This window comes from Bacillus cereus group sp. Bce041 (genome assembly GCF_052646455.1).
In genome coordinates, this window is sequence record NZ_JBQXON010000002.1 from 138,110 (window position 1) to 156,230 (window position 18,121).

An 18,121-nucleotide genomic window follows, 5' to 3' on the forward strand; every position below is an offset into this window, starting at 1 on the left:
ATTACAGTAGGTGTAATAAATTCTGACTTTTGAAACATTTATATTCTATACTGCTTTCATTTCTTTTTCCAGAAATATAACTTAACTCCCGTCATTGGCTTGCATCCTTGTAACTTTCAGCGGTAAAACAGTACAAAAAAAAGACAACCCAATCACATACTGGGTTGCCTCTTACATTAAATTGCAAAATGCTTATACTTCTCGTAATCACTCGTCTTACATTCTATTTGTAATTTGGTACCTTCGTTTTCGTAACTCGTAGATAAAACGTGTGCATGATTATTGAAATACGAAACTACCTGTCCTTGATCATATGGAATTAACATTTCACACTTCGTATATTCTTTATAGATGTGTGAGCGAATCATTTCTACAAGTTCTTCAATTCCAACATGTTTCTTCGCTGATAAATAAACGCGATCTTCTTGCACTTTCGGAATTTCAACATCTACCATATCTGATTTATTATAAGCATAGATCGTTGGAATATTTTCTACTCCAATTTTCTTTAACGTTTCATTTGTAATATCAATTAATTGTTCATAATTTGGATTTGCGTAATCTACAACGTGAATAAGTAGGTCTGCTTCCGCTACTTCTTCTAACGTTGAACGGAACGCCTTCACAAGATGATGTGGTAATTTACTTACAAATCCAACTGTATCTGTTAATAAAAATGATTTATTATCTGGCAAATCAATATTTCGTACAGATGTTTCTAACGTCGCGAATAACATATCTTTTTCAAATACTTGTTTTTCTTCTGTACCATTATAAATTTCAAGCATTGCATTCATCGTCGTTGACTTTCCTGCATTCGTATAACCTACTAATGCTACAACAGGTATTTCATTTTTCTTACGCTGCTTTCGTTGCGTTTGACGCTGGGCAACGAGCGCTTCTAAATCTTTATTCAAAACTGAAATTTGTTCTTCAATTTTACGACGGTCTAACTCTAACTTCTTTTCACCGACACCTTTATTTTTCGTACCAACGCCGCCGCTCTGTCTCCCTAACGATTCACGAAGACCGATTAAACGAGGCATCATGTACTGAAGGTGTGCTACTTCTACTTGTAGCTGTGCTTCTTTCGTTTTCGCACGTTGCGCAAAAATATCTAAAATTAAAATGGTACGATCAATTACCTTACAATCTAAATCCTCTTCTAAATTTCGAATTTGTGAAGGAGATAATTCATCATTAAAGATAACCATATTCGCATCTATTTCTTGTACATACGCTGCAACTTCTTCAATCTTTCCTTTTCCGATATAATGCGATGGATTTACTCGTTGTAAATTTTGCGTTACTTGCCCAATTACCTCTACATCACAAGCTTCCGCAAGATTTGTTAACTCTTCCATCGAATATGCAAAATCATCTTCATTACCTACATTTACTCCAACTAAAACTGCTCTTTGTAATACTTCTTCCATATATTTATTCCTCCATTTCGATTACGTAAAATAAAAAACACAGGTCGCTGCCTGTGTTTTCGTAAACGGATAAGGGTTCACCAAAGAAATAGAAGAAAGCTATGCTTTCATCCTATTTTATAGTCAAAAAGTCCCAAGATTGTATACGTATCCACAGTAAGTGTTCACTTATACAATCCCATTCTATTTATAAAGGCAAAACAAAAAGAGGGCGTATTCGTCCCTCCCTCTTTTTCACATATAAGCTTAATAAAGGGTTCCTTTAAAATAGGCAGACCAATCCCGTTCACTCTGTACACAGACAGAGCCTTTGAGCGCTATTCAATTATTGGCACAAAGTATTGAGACGTAATCTGATTAAGATCAAAGGAAGCCCCTCCGTTCATTTTAAGTTACATAAAGTGTAGCATAAGTAATTCGCTTTCACAAGTTTTAACAACCTATATCACACTAAAGAAAATCTTTATATTTTTACTTTAATCGTCATTTTTTGCGAGTTTTTCTCACAATAAAAATAACAAAAACAATCATCAATAACAAACCAATGGAAATAATAGCAACTTGCCGCCAATTTAAACCGCTCACCATCTCACCTTTTAAATCCACTTTCTTCGTCGGAACAGACTCTTTTGCAATTTGACTTAAAGCCGCTTTGTCCGCCCCTGCCTCATCCAATCTCTTCGTTCCACTACAACTATTTGTGTGTAATTGTTTTTCTGATCCTCTTTGAGTAGAAAATACTAAGTACTCTCCTCCTTCTACAAAGCGAAACATACAATCACCACCCTTTGTATATACGATAATTTGCGAAGAAGTTGTCCCTTTCCAAATTTTCTTCACTTCAAATAACACTTCAGTTCCAACCCCTGCTTTCCTTCCAACCTCAATTACTTTTCCCTCAAACACTACATCGTTTTTTTGAAATGCATCTTCTGTTGATACTTTAATACAATCACAAGCATAAGATTTCTCTGGAAAAATAATAAGAATAAAGCTACAAATGATAACGACAGGAAACATGTGTAAAATCCTTTTCAAGGAGCTCAACTCCCTTCATTATCAATTTTAGAAACTTCTCGTATATTATTTTTACAGCACTCGCCAAATTCCTTCATAGTAAGTTAAGTATTATCGTTTTAATACAACAAAAATCTTTATTGACATTTTTATAACCTAATATTAGTATCAGGTTATAAAAATAAAAGTTAGGAGATGTTCCTATGCATTCTAAATCTCGTATTACTGCAATTGGTACTTATGTTCCAGATCAAATATTGTCTAATAACGATTTAGAAAAGATGGTCCATACGAATGATGAATGGATTGTACAAAGAACAGGAATGAAGGAAAGAAGAATCGCTAGCGGCGAAGAATACTCCTCAAACTTAGCCATTAAAGCAATTGAAAATTTATGTACAACATATAAGAAAAACTTAGAAGATGTCGACTGTATCATTGTCGCTACTACTACTGCTGATTACGTTTTCCCTAGTGTTGCTTGCCAAATACAACAATACTTCAACATACCTCATACACTAGCTTTTGATTTAAATGCAACTTGTGCTGGTTTTACATATGGACTACACGTCGGTAATAGCTTAATCACTTCTGGATCACATGAAAAAGTACTTGTCGTAGCGACAGAGACATTATCTAAAGTTACTGATTATACCGATAGAACGACCTGTATTTTATTCGGTGATGGTGCTGGAGCTATTTTATTAGAAAGAGATGAAAACACCCCAAGCTTTATCGCTGCTCACATGGGAACAAACGGTGATGGCGGCATTCATCTATATAGAACAAACTTATCTACTACTATGAATGGCACACCACTGCAAACAAATGAAAAAATCGTTCAAAATGGAAGAGAAGTATATAAATGGGCAACACGCACGGTACCAAAAGGCATAAAAAATTTATTACATACCGTAAATATGCAAGTAGATGATATAGACTGGTTCATACCCCACAGCGCTAACTTACGAATGATCGAATCTATTTGCGAAAAATCTCAAATTCCAATACAAAAAACATTAACGAGCGTGGAATATATGGGGAATACCTCTTCAGTCACCATTCCACTCGCTTTAAATTTAGCTATAAAAGAAGGGAAATTAAATAACGGAGACACACTTTTACTATACGGATTTGGTGGCGGACTTACGCATTTAGGGCTTATTGTAGAGTGGAATTTAATTTAAGTGTATAAAAAGAGGCTCTAGTCAGTAACTAGAACCTCTTTTTCATTTAATTTCTTGCCCCTTTTCGAGACCATATCACAACAGGAATAAGTAATAACGCTAACACGCCTCCAGCCAATGACAATGCCGCATAACTTGAATTCGCTACTACCATACCTGACATTGCTCCACCAGAAGCTCCAGCTAGCGCAATAAAAACATCTATTTTCCCTTGTGTTTTAGCACGTGTAGACGGTGTTGTGGAATCAACGATTTGTGCTGTACCACTTATCAATCCGAGGTTCCATCCTAGCCCAAGTAAAGACAGAGCAACGATTAATAATAATAAAGAATCACTTGGCGCTATCGCAGCTATGACACCCGCTGCAAGTAAAATCACTCCACCAGCTATGCTCATTGTAGTTCGGCCAATTTTATCAATTAACATTCCTGTAACGAGAGATGGAAGATACATTGCACCTACATGAAAACCTATCACAAGTCCTACTGCACTTAAACCGTGACCGTGGTGTCCCATATGAACTGGCGTCATCGTCATAATCGCAACCATCACGATTTGCGTAAGTATCATTACGATTGCTCCAACTGTAATACCTCGTTTATTTTCTTTCGCTTCTTCTATTATTGGTTGTCCTTTATATGTATGTTCCTGTTTATATCTTTCTATTATGTTAGCAATAATCAAAGGATCTGGACGAAGCATAACAAAAAGAACTAGACCCGCCAGTATAAATGCTGCTGCCGATAGTATGAACGGACCTGCAAGTTTAGGAACTCCAATTGAATGAGCAAAACTTCCCATTACCCCTACTAAATTTGGTCCTGCAACTGCACCGAAAGTCGTCATTACCATCGTAATACTAACAGCCGTTGCTCTCTGCTTCTTATCTGCTAAATCTGTACCTGCATAACGAGCTTGTAGATTCGTGGCTGTACCAGCACCATATATAAGTAAAGAAATAAGTAAAAGAATAATACTATTTGTTAAAGCTGCCATTACAACACCAATTGCTCCAAATCCACCTACTATAAACCCTGTTGCAAGACCTATCCGGCGTCCATATCGTTGCGAAAGCTTCCCTACTATGAAAGCTGCTAATGCCGATCCTAATGTAAACATAGCAGTTGGTAATCCTGCAAACGCATCTGTTCCAAGCATTTGCTGCGCAAGAAGTGCGCCCACTGTAATACCAGCAGCTAGTCCTGCACCGCCAAACATTTGTGAAATGCTGACGATTATTAACGTTCGTTTGTATAGTTTTTGTTGCTCTTCTTCTGTGTACACATGATTATCTATTAAAGCCCCTGCCTTATCTAGCAATTCCCCATCCTCCTTTTAAAATTAATCCCTCTTGTTAATGTACTATGTATAACGTTACATATTCAATGGCATTTTCCATTCCTTCCTTTCATTCTAAAAAACTTTCTAATCATACTCGACTTATCCCATGCTATATTAAAAATACTACCATTCACAATATGTAAGGAGAAAACAATGAAAAAACAGGCTGCTATAGCCTGTTTTTCTTTACGCTTCTTCTACTAATCTTCCCCTTCTCTTTTTACTCAAAGCTTTCCCTTCCCAAAACGACAAACTTACGAAAGCACAAATTAAAATAATTGGCACACTTGCTTTATATAAATCTGTAAAACTCATAGCCATCTGATTCTTGGCATAATGATTCACATCATTTGAAAATGTGAGTACCTCTTTCTTTATACTTTCCTCTTGTTTTTCAACTTCTTTTGTCACTTTCCTCATAACTTCTTCTCTTTTTACATCTCTATATTCTACTGGAACTTTTCTTAATATTTCATCCGTCTTGTCGCGAATCAATTCTTCCTTTTTCTCTTTACTTAATCCCATTGTCATTGCATTTTGTTTCTTATTTATATTCGACTCTAAACTTTGATTCTCTATTTTCTCTTTAGTCATTTGTAAAATTTCAGTTTGCTCAGTACTATTCACATGAATAGTACGCACCTTTTCTTCTGCATAACGATATACTTTTTCTTTATTTACAGTTAAATTGTGAGTTAAGTTAGAGACAAATATTGCGACTGCCAATACAATTCCGACTTGTCGTAACATTGATACAACACTTTGAGAAGCAGTTAACAATTCTCCTTCAAACGAAGACGCACTTAAAACTGTAATTGGCCCCACTACTAAACCATATCCAACACCTAATATCATACATGGAATAATAATTTCTATATTTGTTGAATGAACATCAATCATTTGCAACCAATAGTAGGAAAGCCCCATAACAAGAAATCCTGACAAAATAATAGTTACTTTTCCGAGTTTTTTAATTAAAGTTGCTGCAACTGGTGAGACAAAAAATATCATTGCTGAAATAGGTGTCACTAAAAAAGCCGCTTCAATTTCCGTTCGACCCTGTAGTTTCGTCAAGAACGTTGGAAGCAATACAGTAACTCCAATTAAAAATAAATTACTCAATATAACAACGATCGACGCTCCGACAAACATTCGATCTTGAAATAACTTTAAATTCACCATTGGGTTATGAATCTTTCGTTCTACTAAAATAAATAGAATAAGAGAAATAGTGCTAATTGCATAACAAGACAAAGCAATATTACTTTGCCATCCCCATGTATTACCTTTTACTAATATGAGAGTAAATGAAAAAATTGCTGTGCTACTTAATAGTAGTCCTATCCAATCTATTTTTGAGATAATACGTTCTTCATTTTTTATTTGTAGCATGATGCAACATAACACGATTCCTATTATACAAACCGGAACATTAACGAAGAACACCCATCTCCATCCTAAATTTTGCGTAATAATTCCACCTATTACTGGTCCCATAGCAGCTGACAATCCTTGTGTTACTCCTAAAATTGCAAGCGCAACATGCCTCTTAGCTAATGGCATAGCTGATACACCAATTACCATACTTGTTGGAAATAAAATCGCTGCCCCAATACTTTGTATAAAACGAGAAAAAATAAGAAAATCACCTGTATTAGCAAAAGCGCAAAGTACCGATCCACCACCAAAAATCACCAGACCCAGAATATACATCTTTGCTTTTCCAAAGATATCAGCTATCCGCCCTAACGGAATGGCAAGTACTGCAATCGTCATTGTATAAACATTTAATACCCAAGACATCTTTTCTAACGAAGTATTTACACTCGATTGTATTGCCGGTAAAGCTATATTCATAATTGTCGTATCAATCATACAAAGAAAGATACCTAGACACATTAAAAAGACAATCTTAATACCCTTTGATTGCTCCATCTTTATATACCCCTTTATTTATTGTGAACGCGTTTTTCATTCTTCTGTTTTATTGTTTTCTTTCGCCTCTAACTCTTTTAATTTTTTCTTCAAAGTCTCCACTTGTGCACTATACGATGCAATACCTACATCTAGTGAAATTTCTTCGACGAAAGTAATACCTACTCTCCACTTTTCATATTTCAATCGAAGATCTGCAATGTACGCTTCTTTTCTTTCAATTTCATCTTTAATCCATTTTTTTATTGTTACATCATCACTATAGTTACCAAAATACATTCTCATTAAAAAATCCGAACGTAAAACATCCTTCTCTACAGGCGTCTGCATGTATTGATAAAACTCTTCACGTCCTTCATCTGTAATAAAGTACATTTTCTTATTCGGTTTCCCCTCTTGCATGACAACCTCTTTTTTTATTTTCCCTTCATTCTCCAATTGTCGTAACGTTGGATAAATCATTCCAAAACTTCCATCAAAAAAATGAGTAAATACGTCTTCAAACACAATTTTAATATCGTACCCAGACAATTCCTTTTCCATTAATAAACCTAAAACAACATCTCTTCCCTTCAAAGTAAAACCCCCACACATTATATAATCAATAATCATATTAACAATGTTAATATGATTATTGATTATATACCTTATTCTGTTAATTGTAAAATGTTTCTAAATAAAAAAGCCCCATAATTTGGTTTCACCAATTCACAGGGCCATTTTCTTTTTTACTCTTTCACACCTACATCTTGCAAAACTTCAATATCCTCTTTCATTTCATAATAATAAGAAGGCAATTCTATACCATGTTCTAAGAAATAATCCTCAATGAATGAAATAATAATTTTTAACGTTTTCACACGAGCATACAATTTATCGTTACTTTCAATAATATGCCACTTCGCATTTGGCTTACTTGTTTTTTCAAACATGTCTTCCATCGCTTCAACATATTCATCCCATTTTTCACGATTACGCCAATCTTCGTCTGTAATTTTCCATCTTTTCAAAGGATTTTTCTCTCTATCTTTAAATCTCTTTAACTGTTCCTCTTTACTTATATGGTAGAAGAACTTCCCCATTATGTAATGGTCATCTGTTAGTAGTTTTTCAAAATCATTAATCTCATCATATGCTCTCATCCACTCTTCCTTTGTAGCAAAACCTTCAACACGCTCAACTAACACACGACCGTACCATGAGCGATCAAAAATAGTAATTTGCCCGTACTGTGGAATTTTGCGCCAGAAACGTTGCAAATAATGGTAACGTTTTTCATGAGGTGCAGGCGCTCCAATTGGATCTACTTGGAACCCACGTGGGTCAAGATGTTCCGTCACCCGCTTAATTGCCCCACCTTTACCAGCCGCATCCCATCCTTCCATAACAAGCATAACCGCGATTTTTTCTTCTTTCAAAATTTGTTGTAATGCTAATAAGCGCCTTTGATATTTTTCGAGTTTCTTATTGTACTTAGATTTTGATTCAATTTTTTTCGTTAAGTCTACTTTAGCAAGATGTTCATTTTCCATAAAACAAATCCCCCTTGTTGTATGACAATGTTATTTTAACATATTTTTGGCAATTTTTTCATATCCTAAAAAGCTGTGTAGAAACATCTCTACACAGCTTCCCTCTCTAATTTCACATATACAAGCACATTTAACTACATTAAAATAAATAATTTATACGGAACTCTTAGTATATTCTTTTTATTAAAACATAAAAATAGCCCTTTTAAAAAGGGTAGCAATCTAAGTATAGAAAAAACAAATTTATTTTTTCTTACTACATACGTAATTATGCCAGCTATAAGAGTAGTGAATAATATATTAATTCACTACTCACAATAACCACTTTACATTATATGGTATATTTACTCGTAAAAAGAAGATAATAACAAGTAAATCCATTAAAGAATGGGAGCTCTTAAAAAATGAAACGAAAAATATTAACTCTCTTTACGCTTATATGTTTAGCACTACCAATGCAAGCTAGTGCTTACACATTTCAGTCACTACCGATTGCGTCAAAGTCTAAACAATGGTATGTCGAAATTGATAAATCTCATAACTCAAACAAGCAAGCAATCCAGCCGAAACAAGGTGTATTTGATACGTATAGTTTACTCGTAAAAAACATCGGTCATGATGTATCAAATGTATCTGTGGAAATACTTGATAACAATCCTACCTCTAAAGCTACCTTTAAACCTTCTACACCTAATGAAAACATTTCTAAAAGTCATACAAGCTTTGACCACATGGTATTCCCATTAGACTTTAATAGTCATAATTTTAAAGTTGTGATCACTTGGGAAGAAAAGAATTTCTCTTATAACGGTCATCCGGTAAATGAAGGTAAAAAAATGAAACAAACATTTGTATTTAATGAAGAATAAGTCCTAATTTCTTTAGGGCTTATTCTTCTTTTTTGAAACCTACTTGTATCGCTTCCGTCACTTCTTTTGTGATTTCTATTTTTGTTGCTTCCATACTAATTTTTTTGTGCCAAATGTGTATGGAAGGCTTTTCATTACAAAGATGTTTTATTAATACTAGTTGATTATATGCTAAGTTATTTTCTATATAGGTCTAGCCCTCTTTTCCCATATAATCAATTAAATCGACGAATACTCGGTACAGACAATGCTATTCCAATTGTTAAAATTACTAAACTAGCTAGTGTTATAATAGTTATCTCGCCACCTATGACAGTAGCTAACCAGCCTACAACTACGTATCCTAATGGCAATAAAGCAAAAGAACCCAACATATCAAGGCTTGCCACTCTTCCGAATGCTTCTTCTGGTACAAGCTCCTGTAAACTCGTTTCCCAAATGAGTCCAAATATCATCATGCCAAATCCTTCAATTGCCATTAAGAATATTAAAGCGGGTGCCCAAGAAATGAATGGCATAATTAATAAAGCAATGCCACTCATTAAAACACCTCCATAAGCCAGTAATCCTCTCTTATGCCACAGCTCTTTCCCACCAAATATTAATGCGGCAATTACAGCCCCACCACCAGAAAAGGCCATGCCAAGTCCATACACGTAAGCTTCAAAATGATGATGAACATTAAATAACCATGGAATTAATACGACGATAATACCGGCATAACAAATATTTATAAAAGAAAAAACTAAAATTGTAATCCACAGCCACGGATGACTTTTTAAAACTAAAACACCTTCCATAAACTCTTGTTTGTAATTAAGCTTACTCTTTTCAATGGGTTTTACTTTTTTAAACTTAATTTCTTTTAAAAATAATAAACATAAAAATGATAATAAGTACGTTGCTGCATCTAGTCCGAAACCTATCCCTGCAGATGCAACCGATACGATTAACCCACCAAGTGCTGGCCCAATTAATCGTATACCTTGATTACTCATTTGAGTGAGTGCGTTAGCTGCATTACGAATTTCAGGGACGAATACTTTCGCCCTTACAGCAGAATATGCTGGTTGGAATATCCCTTCCATAAGTCCGTATATGGCAACGAGAATATATAAAATCGTAATTGTTAATAAATCCATAAATATAAGCGATGCAAGTAATAGCATTAATATACAGCGGATTATATCCGTAAATAACATTAACCTAACCCGATCAATTCGGTCTACAATTAAACCCGCAAACGGTAAAGCAAGAATATTAGGTAGCATGTACATTGCCATCGTCATCCCCATTACAACTGTTGAACCAGTTAATGAATACACAACAACTGGAAGTATGACCATAGTTATCGAACTACCTAAGGCCGAGAGTAATTGTCCAATCCATAAAAACTTAAAGTGCGTTGATACTTTAACTGGTAATAATAATTTTCCAATATAACCTAAACTTTTCTCCTTTTGTATTTCTCCTTGCATGTCTCTCCCCTCTTTTCGAATGACTATAGAATTTATAGTATATAACTGAAAATTTATAACATTCCATTTCTAATTATATAAGAAACAATTATGTTATGGTAAAATTATCAAAAAAATATAAAGGAGAATACATCATTATGCCTCCAAATTCACATAACATCGAACATCAGATCTATACAATGTGTATGATCCAACGTAACAATGAAATTTTACTCATAAAACGCCCCAGCCATCGAGGTTTCCCTGGCTACATCGCTCCTGGCGGCAAAGTAGATTTCCCTGAAAGTATCGTTCAAGCCGCTATAAGAGAAGTAAAAGAAGAAACTGGATTACTTGTTTCCAATTTAACTTTTAAAGGATTAGATGAATATGTCAATCCGAAAGGTAATGTTCGATATATGGTATTTAACTATTGGACAGACTCATTTGAAGGTGAACTTCTTTTGAATCCTCCTGAGGGTGAATTATTATGGATACCAATCAATACAGCACTAAAGCTACCTATGCAAACTTGGTTTAAAGAAAGATTCCCATTATTTTTTGAAACAGGCACTTTTGAAATTCAACGTGTTTGGGATAATGAGCTAAATAAACAAATTTCTATGACAATTACCCATACATAAAAAAGCTTGGAAACCCATCCAAGCCTTTCTTACTTCTGTGCAATTTTTTCAATCTTATAATGAATATGTAAAAATTCAAGTCCAAATAGCCACATGCTATGATGAGCTGTTAACATTTTATCCTTACCCTCTGTAATGATGAAAGTCTCTGCTAACGGTAAACGGATTGTTAAGAACCGAGTATGTAAATAAATCCCCTCATCTCCCTGGCCATTTTCTCTTAACTTACTAGTAATGATTAAATCATGATTATCATTATATAGTTTCAAAATACCAGTCATATTCGAATAAGGTAAAGGTAAGGCGATATTCATATATGTCTCATTCTTATTTGTATGCTTTGAATAAAGAGCTACAAAAATAGATTCACCTGCTTCATTTTTCCTTATCCAAGCCCTTACATTCTCTCTTCCATCTTTCTCATCTATTACACTAATGATAGAGCCATGCATCGTTTCCCAATTGCCGCCCATCCCTAAATGTATTTGTCCTACATGCTTGCTCATTTTCTCATAACAAAATGCAAATAGGCGGAACCAACGAGCCCATTTAATATTTGATTGCAACTCATACTCTGTTGTATTTTCATAAAAACGAATAATACTTAAAGGTACCTTCGTCACGTCAAATGACTCACTATGAAAATCAGTTATTTGATCAACTAAACCGTTGTATTCCTTACTGCCTACTAAATTGCCGCTATATAAAAAAGCCTCACCAATTGCCACACTTCCTCTTAATTTACTCATTGGTTTCCCATAGTATTTATAATTTGGAACACTCTTTTCGATCATCCAGCCGACAAATGCCGGTAACGCTACTCCAATTCCGTTGACAATACCGTGAATCCAAACCATTTGAGCAATTGTAATCGTCATTACATGCTTCAAATTTCCGTATGAATATATAAGTGAGAACATAATTGTAACCATGAGTGTACTAGACGAAACGATTAAAAGAATCTTTGCACTGATAGCATTAAATTTTGCTCTCCAAACGTAAAATCCATATCCATAAATGGCACATAAATATAGGAGCACTGCAAAAAATTCAAATATTCTCGAGTATGTAATTCCTATTGCAACTGTCATAGGTGAAATCATGATGATAAACATAATAGCATCATATACTTTACTTCTCTTTTCTCTTTTTCTCCCTATTAAACCAGCTGATAATGGCAATAGAAACGCCGAATAATGAAAATGCGCTGCTGTGAGTAAAACAATGTCAGAGCTAAAATGCATAATTGAAAGTTTTGCTACTGAAGCAAAAAACCAAAAACCACCTAAAAACAAATAAATAAACGCACTATCTATGGCGATTTCTTCTAACGGCTTCCATCCTCTTTCTAGCAATCTACTTACACCAAATAACGCAACAATTCCTGTATATACAAACCAAACTAGCGCAAATACATTGTAATTTGTGACGAAAGCTAGCATTGCACAAATTGCTGCGATTGGATATAAAAACGATACGAATTTATAAAATAATAAATACGATCCATCTCTTTTTCTTTTATCAATAATACAAAGTGACATTGGTATAAATAATAAAACAGACAATAATATAATTGCTTCAACAGGATTTATATTCGACCACTCATATATTAGAAAAACAACATAACAAGCAAGCCCAAATATTATATTTTTCATATCGTTTATTTCCTTTCCACAAATGTTCCCTTATATGAAAAAAGCGAGCCAATTAACGGGTTTCGTACTTGTACATGAATTCGAAAACACTGTAGTGTTGCATCATAACTTTCAACAATTTTTGCTTCACCATACAAAAATTTTGGTAACGGCATTTTTCTTCCAAACATATAAAACCATTGTTTCTTTGAAGAAATATGCATTGCCCCTAACTCATCGATATGAAAATGCAGTGTAGAAACGAGTAAATGTGGTTCGCCAAAATAATCTACAATTTCATTTTCGTTTCCATCCAATTGCATAACTGCATTAAAATATCTTTTCTTATTTCACCTATTGATTCCCCTTCTCCAGCTATTTCAAACCCAAATCCAATCTTTGTTTTATACAAAAACTTCTGTGGTTCTCCTTCTTTTTTCTCTAAATACGAAATTTCAGTAAAGCGAGCATCCCACTCTGTATGTATAGCTGGTTCTTGCGTATATTCCCATAATTTTCCCATCGTCGTGTTCATTTTTGTCGCAACATAAATAGGCTGTTTCCTTTTCATTCTCCCACCTCCTATGCACTATAAGTTTAATGTACATGCAATGAATTTATTTTGCTACATTTTTCACAAACTTCCTCAGAAAAAAAGAAAGAATTTTTAAAATATATATAAAACACTTGATTCCCCGAAAAATTTAAATTATTATAAAACAAATGTTACCAACAACTTCATAAATCAAACACTCTCGCCTAAAACGTGAGATAGAGGTTGCGATACTTATGAGTATTCTAATGGAGACACAGAGATGTCTATGAACTTAGATGAAAGGAAGTATTGCCGAAATTGATAAGTTTCTCTGCATTTATCAATTGGGGCTGTTTTCGAATAGAAACAGAACTGTCATATGTACAGACGTGTACGTATGAAGAGCTATCTACAAAAAAGAGATATCATTTTTTATGATATTCCTTTTTTGGCGGTTTTTTTATTAGCTCCGTTTTCTGTTTCCCTTTTCCTGTAACAGCACCATCCTCACTTATTTGAGATGGTGTTTTTTGTTTGTCTTTCTGGTAACTACAGGAGTATTGGGATTTATATATTTCCTAATCTATTCTTAAAAATAGACGAAAGAAGGAATCTGTAATGGAAACAATTGTTCAAAAATTCGGTGGCACTTCTGTCGGAAGCGTCGAACGCATTCAACATGTAGCAAATTTAATTATTGAAGAATATGAACGAGGTCATAGCATTGTCTCTGTCGTTTCAGCAATGGGAAAAAGCACAGATGAACTTGTCGCACTCGCTAACGCTATCACAGAAAATCCAAGTAAACGTGAAATGGATATGCTTCTATCTACAGGAGAACAAGTAACTATTTCATTATTAACAATGGCACTGCAAGCAAAAGGCTATCATGCAATTTCATTAACAGGGTGGCAAGCTGGTATTACGACAGAATCTGTACATAGTAGTGCACGGATTACTGACATTCATACAGATCGTATTCAATCTTATCTTGCTGAAGGTACGATTGTTATTGTAGCTGGTTTCCAAGGAGTCAGTGAAGATTTTGAAATTACAACGCTTGGACGAGGCGGTTCTGATACAACTGCTGTCGCATTAGCTGCTGCACTAAACGCAAAAAAATGTGATATTTACACAGATGTGACCGGCGTATATACGACGGATCCACGAGTTGTAAAAGATGCTTATAAATTAGATGAAATTTCTTATGACGAAATGTTAGAACTTGCAAACCTCGGTGCTGGCGTATTACACCCGCGTGCTGTTGAGTTTGCTAAAAATCATAACGTAGTTTTAGAAGTTCGCTCAAGTATGGAACAAGAAAACGGAACAATTGTAAAAGGAGAATGTAACATGGAACAACAATCAATCGTTAAAGGTATTGCATTTGAAGATAATATTACACGCATCACAGTGAAAGGATTAGAACAAGGTTCACTTTCAACTGTTTTCTCTACATTAGCAGCGGCACATATTAATGTAGATATCATCATTCAAAGTATTACAAATGAAGGAACTGTTCATCTCTCCTTCTCCATTCACTCGAATGATTTAAGAGAAACATTAGAAGTATTGGAACAAAATCAAGAAACTCTTCACTACGAATCTGTAGAACATGAAAATCACTTAGCAAAAGTATCAATCGTAGGATCTGGCATGGTATCTAACCCAGGTGTCGCTGCAAATATGTTCACTACTTTAAAAGAAGAAGATATTCATATTAAAATGGTAAGTACATCAGAAATTAAAGTGTCTGTCGTTATTGACCGCCTTCATTTAGTAACAGGCGTTGAGGCGCTGCATCAATCATTTATGGCGAAAATTGAGCCTTTCGTGCAAATGAGCTAATTTGATATGTTTAGTAACGCTTATAAAAAAACATATTAATCTACTTCCTTCCTATTAAATAAAAAGCTATTCGTTAACAAGATGCTATATGATATATTAAAAAACACCTTGTCACATTTTCCTATACTGTGACAAGGCGTTTTTGACTGAAAGGAATTTGTAACTACTTAGTAGTATAATTATGAGGATAATTAAATAATAAACTTTTATACATAAGGAGATAAGACTATGGCAAAAAACAAATTACTACGAATGGACAATGTCAGCATCGTTGTAGAATCCCTTGATAACGCAATCTCTTTCTTTGAGGAGATTGGCTTGAATCTCGAAGGTCGAGCCAATGTCGAAGGTGAATGGGCTGGTCGCGTAACTGGACTCGGTTCTCAGTGCGTAGAGATTGCTATGATGGTCACTCCAGATGGCCACAGCCGAATTGAACTTTCGCGATTTCTCACCCCTCCTACTATAGCAGATCACCGAACAGCTCCTGTAAACGCCCTCGGTTATCTACGCGTCATGTTCACTGTCGAGGATATTGACGAAATGGTATCGAGACTCACTAAGCATGGTGCAGAGCTCGTTGGCGAAGTAGTTCAGTACGAGAACTCGTATCGTCTCTGCTACATTCGTGGAGTCGAAGGAATTTTAATCGGTTTAGCAGAAGAACTCGGTAATAAATAAGTAATGTTTTATAAAAAAGAGGGAATAGCTCTATATTTAAGCTATTCCCTTACTTCTATTAAAACAGATGAATGTTTTCTTTCTTGCAAGCTTCACGTAAATCGTCAGGCCATACAGAAGATTGAACTTCACCGATATGTGCTTTACGTAAGAAGTACATGCACATTCTTGATTGTCCAATGCCACCGCCGATTGTTAATGGTAGTACGTCTTCTAGTATACCTTTATGGAAATCATACTCACGTTTGAAGTCTTCACCAGTTTTCGTTAACTGCTCATCAAGTGATTTACTATCAACACGAATTCCCATTGATGATAACTCAAATGAAGATTGTAGTACTGGGTGCCAGAATAAAATGTCACCGTTTAATTTCCAATCGTCATAATCAGCTGCGCGTCCGTCATGCTTTTCACCTGAACGAAGTGCATCACCAATTCCGATAATGAAGACTGCACCGTGTTCTTTTGCAATTGCATGTTCACGATCTTTCGGTGTTAATTCTGGATATTTATCTTCTAATTCTTGAGAAGTAACGAAAACAATTTCTTCCGGTAAATACTTTCCAAGGAACGGATATTTTTCAAATAAGTGATCTTCTAAATCTTTGAATATTCCATAAATTGTTTGTACTGTTTTTTGTAAGTATTCAACAGTACGCCATTCTTTTTGAACGATTTTTTCCCAATCCCATTGGTCAACATAAATGGAATGCGTTGCATCAAGTTCTTCATCACGACGAATCGCGTTCATGTTTGTATATAAACCTTCACCAGCTTCATATCCGTATTCATGTAATGCAAATCGTTTCCATTTCGCTAGTGAATGAACAATTTCTAATTCTTCTCCTGAATGTAACATATCAAATTCAATTGGACGTTCTACACCGTTTAGGTGATCGTTTAATCCTGATTTTTTCGTTACGAATAATGGTGCAGATACGCGGAATAGTTCAAGGCGTTTTGCTAATTGGTCCTCGAAAAATGTTTTAACTTCCTTAATTGCAATTTGAGTCTCTCTTACTGTCATTAATGATTGATACATGGTGGTTTCCTCCTAAAATGTTTGGATGTTGTGAAAAGAAGCCAACAAAAAAAGCCCTTCTTTCCCAAAAAACTGGGACGAAAGGCTTTGGTTCCGCGGTACCACCCAAATTAGCAACAGAGGTTGCTCACTTATACAATACGGAGATGAAATATCTCGATACTGTTCTTCTTGTAACGGCGAAGTTCCCGGCTAAGTCTACTTTCCTATAAAGGATTTCGGTTAGCAACTCCAGGAGGTTCTTCATAATAGGCTTCGTATCAGGCTCACACCACCCCTGACTCGCTTAAACTACGTCCTACTACTACTCGTCCTTTCATAGTCGTTTTGTTGTCACATCTCTGAAACATTTTATTAATGATTATTCTATACAAAAAATAAAGAAAGTCAACAAAAAGTTTTAAAATATTTTTCAATTCTTTATTTTACGGCTTTATTGATTGTTGTTAATTTAACATCTTTACTTTTTCTGCCTCGTCAATCCAAAAAATGTTTCACTGACCGAAACTAACGTATACACAATAATTAATGTGATCGTTCGGAATATAGAATCCGCAGTATTTCTTATTATTTTCATTTTCTTTATAATTCCTTTCAGTTTACTTGCAATTTCATGATATACTATAGCATTCAAGCAGTTTGTTTTTACTTAAAACAAACATAGTCATTTATCCAGAATATTTTTCTAAAACATTGGCTATTATTAAATAAGATTTTTTATATAACGGAGTGATCATATGAGTAAAACGAAAGCAAAACCGAAAAAAGGTGTAGGACAAGGTACAGGAAGTAAAGGATGGAACCGTTGGCAATCAAGTGCAAAGAAAAAGGCAGCTGCCAAACCCTACAAAAGTAAAGGTACAAAGAAGTAATTTAAATAACATTTGATTTCTTTACTTTTTACAAAACAAAATATAATTATTACAACAAAAAAGCTATGCCCTCATAAATTTGAAGGCATA

General features: G+C 34.7%; 15 protein-coding genes, 2 pseudogenes, 1 riboswitch and 1 other annotated feature. Of the genes and pseudogenes, 6 read left to right on the plus strand and 11 right to left on the minus strand.

The genetic code is table 11. The features are described from left to right. Window positions 1–176 precede the first annotated feature (176 nt). Together hflX and ACUN13_RS06635 are read right to left on the minus strand one after the other, a co-directional pair. Window positions 177–1,436: a GTPase HflX gene (gene hflX, locus ACUN13_RS06630; protein WP_000393283.1), complete on the minus strand. Its 1,260-nt coding sequence runs from the start codon at window positions 1,434–1,436 to the stop codon at window positions 177–179. Window positions 1,437–1,919: 483 nt separating this feature from the next. Then, on the minus strand, window positions 1,920–2,456 hold the full coding sequence (locus tag ACUN13_RS06635) for a hypothetical protein (RefSeq protein WP_002204811.1): 537 nt from the start codon (window positions 2,454–2,456) through the stop codon (window positions 1,920–1,922). Window positions 2,457–2,656: 200 nt separating this feature from the next. Here ACUN13_RS06635 and ACUN13_RS06640 point away from each other — a divergent pair, with 200 nt between their 5' ends. Beyond that, complete coding sequence (locus tag ACUN13_RS06640; protein ID WP_000555760.1) at window positions 2,657–3,640, plus strand: ketoacyl-ACP synthase III; 984 nt, start codon at window positions 2,657–2,659, stop codon at window positions 3,638–3,640. 46 nt (window positions 3,641–3,686) lie between these two features. Here the strand turns inward: ACUN13_RS06640 and ACUN13_RS06645 are convergent, their stop codons facing one another. The 4 genes from ACUN13_RS06645 to ACUN13_RS06660 all read right to left on the minus strand — a co-directional run bounded on the left by ACUN13_RS06645 (window position 3,687) and on the right by ACUN13_RS06660 (window position 8,449). After that, entirely contained in the window at window positions 3,687–4,961 is a 1,275-nt protein-coding gene (locus ACUN13_RS06645) for an MFS transporter (protein ID WP_000884507.1), read from the minus strand. A gap of 207 nt (window positions 4,962–5,168) precedes the next feature. Next, on the minus strand, window positions 5,169–6,917 hold the full coding sequence (locus ACUN13_RS06650) for an MFS transporter (RefSeq protein ID WP_089607365.1): 1,749 nt from the start codon (window positions 6,915–6,917) through the stop codon (window positions 5,169–5,171). 36 nt (window positions 6,918–6,953) lie between these two features. Continuing rightward, entirely contained in the window at window positions 6,954–7,493 is a 540-nt protein-coding gene (locus tag ACUN13_RS06655; protein ID WP_000678334.1) for a PadR family transcriptional regulator, read from the minus strand. 152 nt (window positions 7,494–7,645) lie between these two features. Then, window positions 7,646–8,449 carry a polyphosphate kinase 2 family protein gene (locus tag ACUN13_RS06660; protein WP_088344795.1) on the minus strand — a complete coding sequence of 268 codons (804 nt, stop codon included), beginning with the start codon at window positions 8,447–8,449 and terminating at the stop codon, window positions 7,646–7,648. A 404-nt stretch (window positions 8,450–8,853) separates the two neighbouring features. Between ACUN13_RS06660 and ACUN13_RS06665 the strand changes: the two genes are divergently transcribed. Continuing rightward, a complete protein-coding gene (locus ACUN13_RS06665; protein WP_445423733.1) occupies window positions 8,854–9,318 on the plus strand; it encodes a hypothetical protein in 465 nt (154 codons plus the stop codon). Window positions 9,319–9,533: 215 nt separating this feature from the next. Here ACUN13_RS06665 and ACUN13_RS06670 read toward each other — a convergent pair whose 3' ends face one another. Next, window positions 9,534–10,796 carry an MFS transporter gene (locus ACUN13_RS06670; protein WP_001161164.1) on the minus strand — a complete coding sequence of 421 codons (1,263 nt, stop codon included), beginning with the start codon at window positions 10,794–10,796 and terminating at the stop codon, window positions 9,534–9,536. 137 nt (window positions 10,797–10,933) lie between these two features. Here ACUN13_RS06670 and ACUN13_RS06675 point away from each other — a divergent pair, with 137 nt between their 5' ends. Further along, complete coding sequence (locus ACUN13_RS06675; RefSeq protein ID WP_001134945.1) at window positions 10,934–11,419, plus strand: 8-oxo-dGTP diphosphatase; 486 nt, start codon at window positions 10,934–10,936, stop codon at window positions 11,417–11,419. A gap of 29 nt (window positions 11,420–11,448) precedes the next feature. Here ACUN13_RS06675 and ACUN13_RS06680 read toward each other — a convergent pair whose 3' ends face one another. The 3 genes and pseudogenes from ACUN13_RS06680 to ACUN13_RS06690 all read right to left on the minus strand — a co-directional run. Beyond that, window positions 11,449–13,074, minus strand: a complete 1,626-nt coding sequence (locus ACUN13_RS06680; RefSeq protein WP_088344799.1) for a YndJ family protein — start codon at window positions 13,072–13,074, stop codon at window positions 11,449–11,451. Between the two features lie 5 nt (window positions 13,075–13,079). Continuing rightward, a pseudogene (locus ACUN13_RS06685) lies at window positions 13,080–13,403 on the minus strand (DUF4166 domain-containing protein); the annotation flags it as partial. Continuing rightward, window positions 13,346–13,624, minus strand: a pseudogene (locus ACUN13_RS06690) (hypothetical protein); the annotation flags it as partial. The pseudogenes ACUN13_RS06685 and ACUN13_RS06690, both read right to left, overlap by 58 nt. Before the next feature lie 193 nt (window positions 13,625–13,817). Next, a riboswitch (Lysine riboswitch) is annotated at window positions 13,818–14,004 on the plus strand. A gap of 202 nt (window positions 14,005–14,206) precedes the next feature. Between ACUN13_RS06690 and ACUN13_RS06695 the strand changes: the two are divergent. After that, on the plus strand, window positions 14,207–15,436 hold the full coding sequence (locus tag ACUN13_RS06695) for an aspartate kinase (protein ID WP_000448039.1): 1,230 nt from the start codon (window positions 14,207–14,209) through the stop codon (window positions 15,434–15,436). Window positions 15,437–15,664: 228 nt separating this feature from the next. Continuing rightward, complete coding sequence (locus ACUN13_RS06700) at window positions 15,665–16,117, plus strand: VOC family protein (protein WP_001107259.1); 453 nt, start codon at window positions 15,665–15,667, stop codon at window positions 16,115–16,117. A 58-nt stretch (window positions 16,118–16,175) separates the two neighbouring features. Here the strand turns inward: ACUN13_RS06700 and asnA are convergent, their stop codons facing one another. Further along, complete coding sequence (asnA, locus tag ACUN13_RS06705; protein WP_000284917.1) at window positions 16,176–17,159, minus strand: aspartate--ammonia ligase; 984 nt, start codon at window positions 17,157–17,159, stop codon at window positions 16,176–16,178. Window positions 17,160–17,229: 70 nt separating this feature from the next. Further along, window positions 17,230–17,488, minus strand: a binding site (T-box leader). A gap of 408 nt (window positions 17,489–17,896) precedes the next feature. Between asnA and ACUN13_RS06710 the strand changes: the two genes are divergently transcribed. Next, window positions 17,897–18,031: a DUF3934 domain-containing protein gene (locus ACUN13_RS06710; protein WP_000047588.1), complete on the plus strand. Its 135-nt coding sequence runs from the start codon at window positions 17,897–17,899 to the stop codon at window positions 18,029–18,031. The last annotated feature ends 90 nt before the right edge of the window (window positions 18,032–18,121 follow it).

Excerpts from the sequence above, each read along its gene's own strand:
- hflX (WP_000393283.1), bottom strand. The coding sequence starts at position 1,436 with ATGGAAGAAGTATTACAAAGAGCAGTTTTAGTTGGAGTAAATGTAGGT.
- ACUN13_RS06670 (WP_001161164.1), bottom strand. The coding sequence starts at position 10,796 with ATGCAAGGAGAAATACAAAAGGAGAAAAGTTTAGGTTATATTGGAAAA.
- ACUN13_RS06660 (WP_088344795.1), bottom strand. The coding sequence starts at position 8,449 with ATGGAAAATGAACATCTTGCTAAAGTAGACTTAACGAAAAAAATTGAA.
- ACUN13_RS06695 (WP_000448039.1), top strand. The coding sequence starts at position 14,207 with ATGGAAACAATTGTTCAAAAATTCGGTGGCACTTCTGTCGGAAGCGTC.
- ACUN13_RS06665 (WP_445423733.1), top strand. The coding sequence starts at position 8,854 with ATGAAACGAAAAATATTAACTCTCTTTACGCTTATATGTTTAGCACTA.
- ACUN13_RS06635 (WP_002204811.1), bottom strand. The coding sequence starts at position 2,456 with ATGTTTCCTGTCGTTATCATTTGTAGCTTTATTCTTATTATTTTTCCA.
- ACUN13_RS06650 (WP_089607365.1), bottom strand. The coding sequence starts at position 6,917 with ATGGAGCAATCAAAGGGTATTAAGATTGTCTTTTTAATGTGTCTAGGT.
- ACUN13_RS06710 (WP_000047588.1), top strand. The coding sequence starts at position 17,897 with ATGAGTAAAACGAAAGCAAAACCGAAAAAAGGTGTAGGACAAGGTACA.
- asnA (WP_000284917.1), bottom strand. The coding sequence starts at position 17,159 with ATGTATCAATCATTAATGACAGTAAGAGAGACTCAAATTGCAATTAAG.
- ACUN13_RS06675 (WP_001134945.1), top strand. The coding sequence starts at position 10,934 with ATGCCTCCAAATTCACATAACATCGAACATCAGATCTATACAATGTGT.
- ACUN13_RS06700 (WP_001107259.1), top strand. The coding sequence starts at position 15,665 with ATGGCAAAAAACAAATTACTACGAATGGACAATGTCAGCATCGTTGTA.
- ACUN13_RS06680 (WP_088344799.1), bottom strand. The coding sequence starts at position 13,074 with ATGAAAAATATAATATTTGGGCTTGCTTGTTATGTTGTTTTTCTAATA.
- ACUN13_RS06640 (WP_000555760.1), top strand. The coding sequence starts at position 2,657 with ATGCATTCTAAATCTCGTATTACTGCAATTGGTACTTATGTTCCAGAT.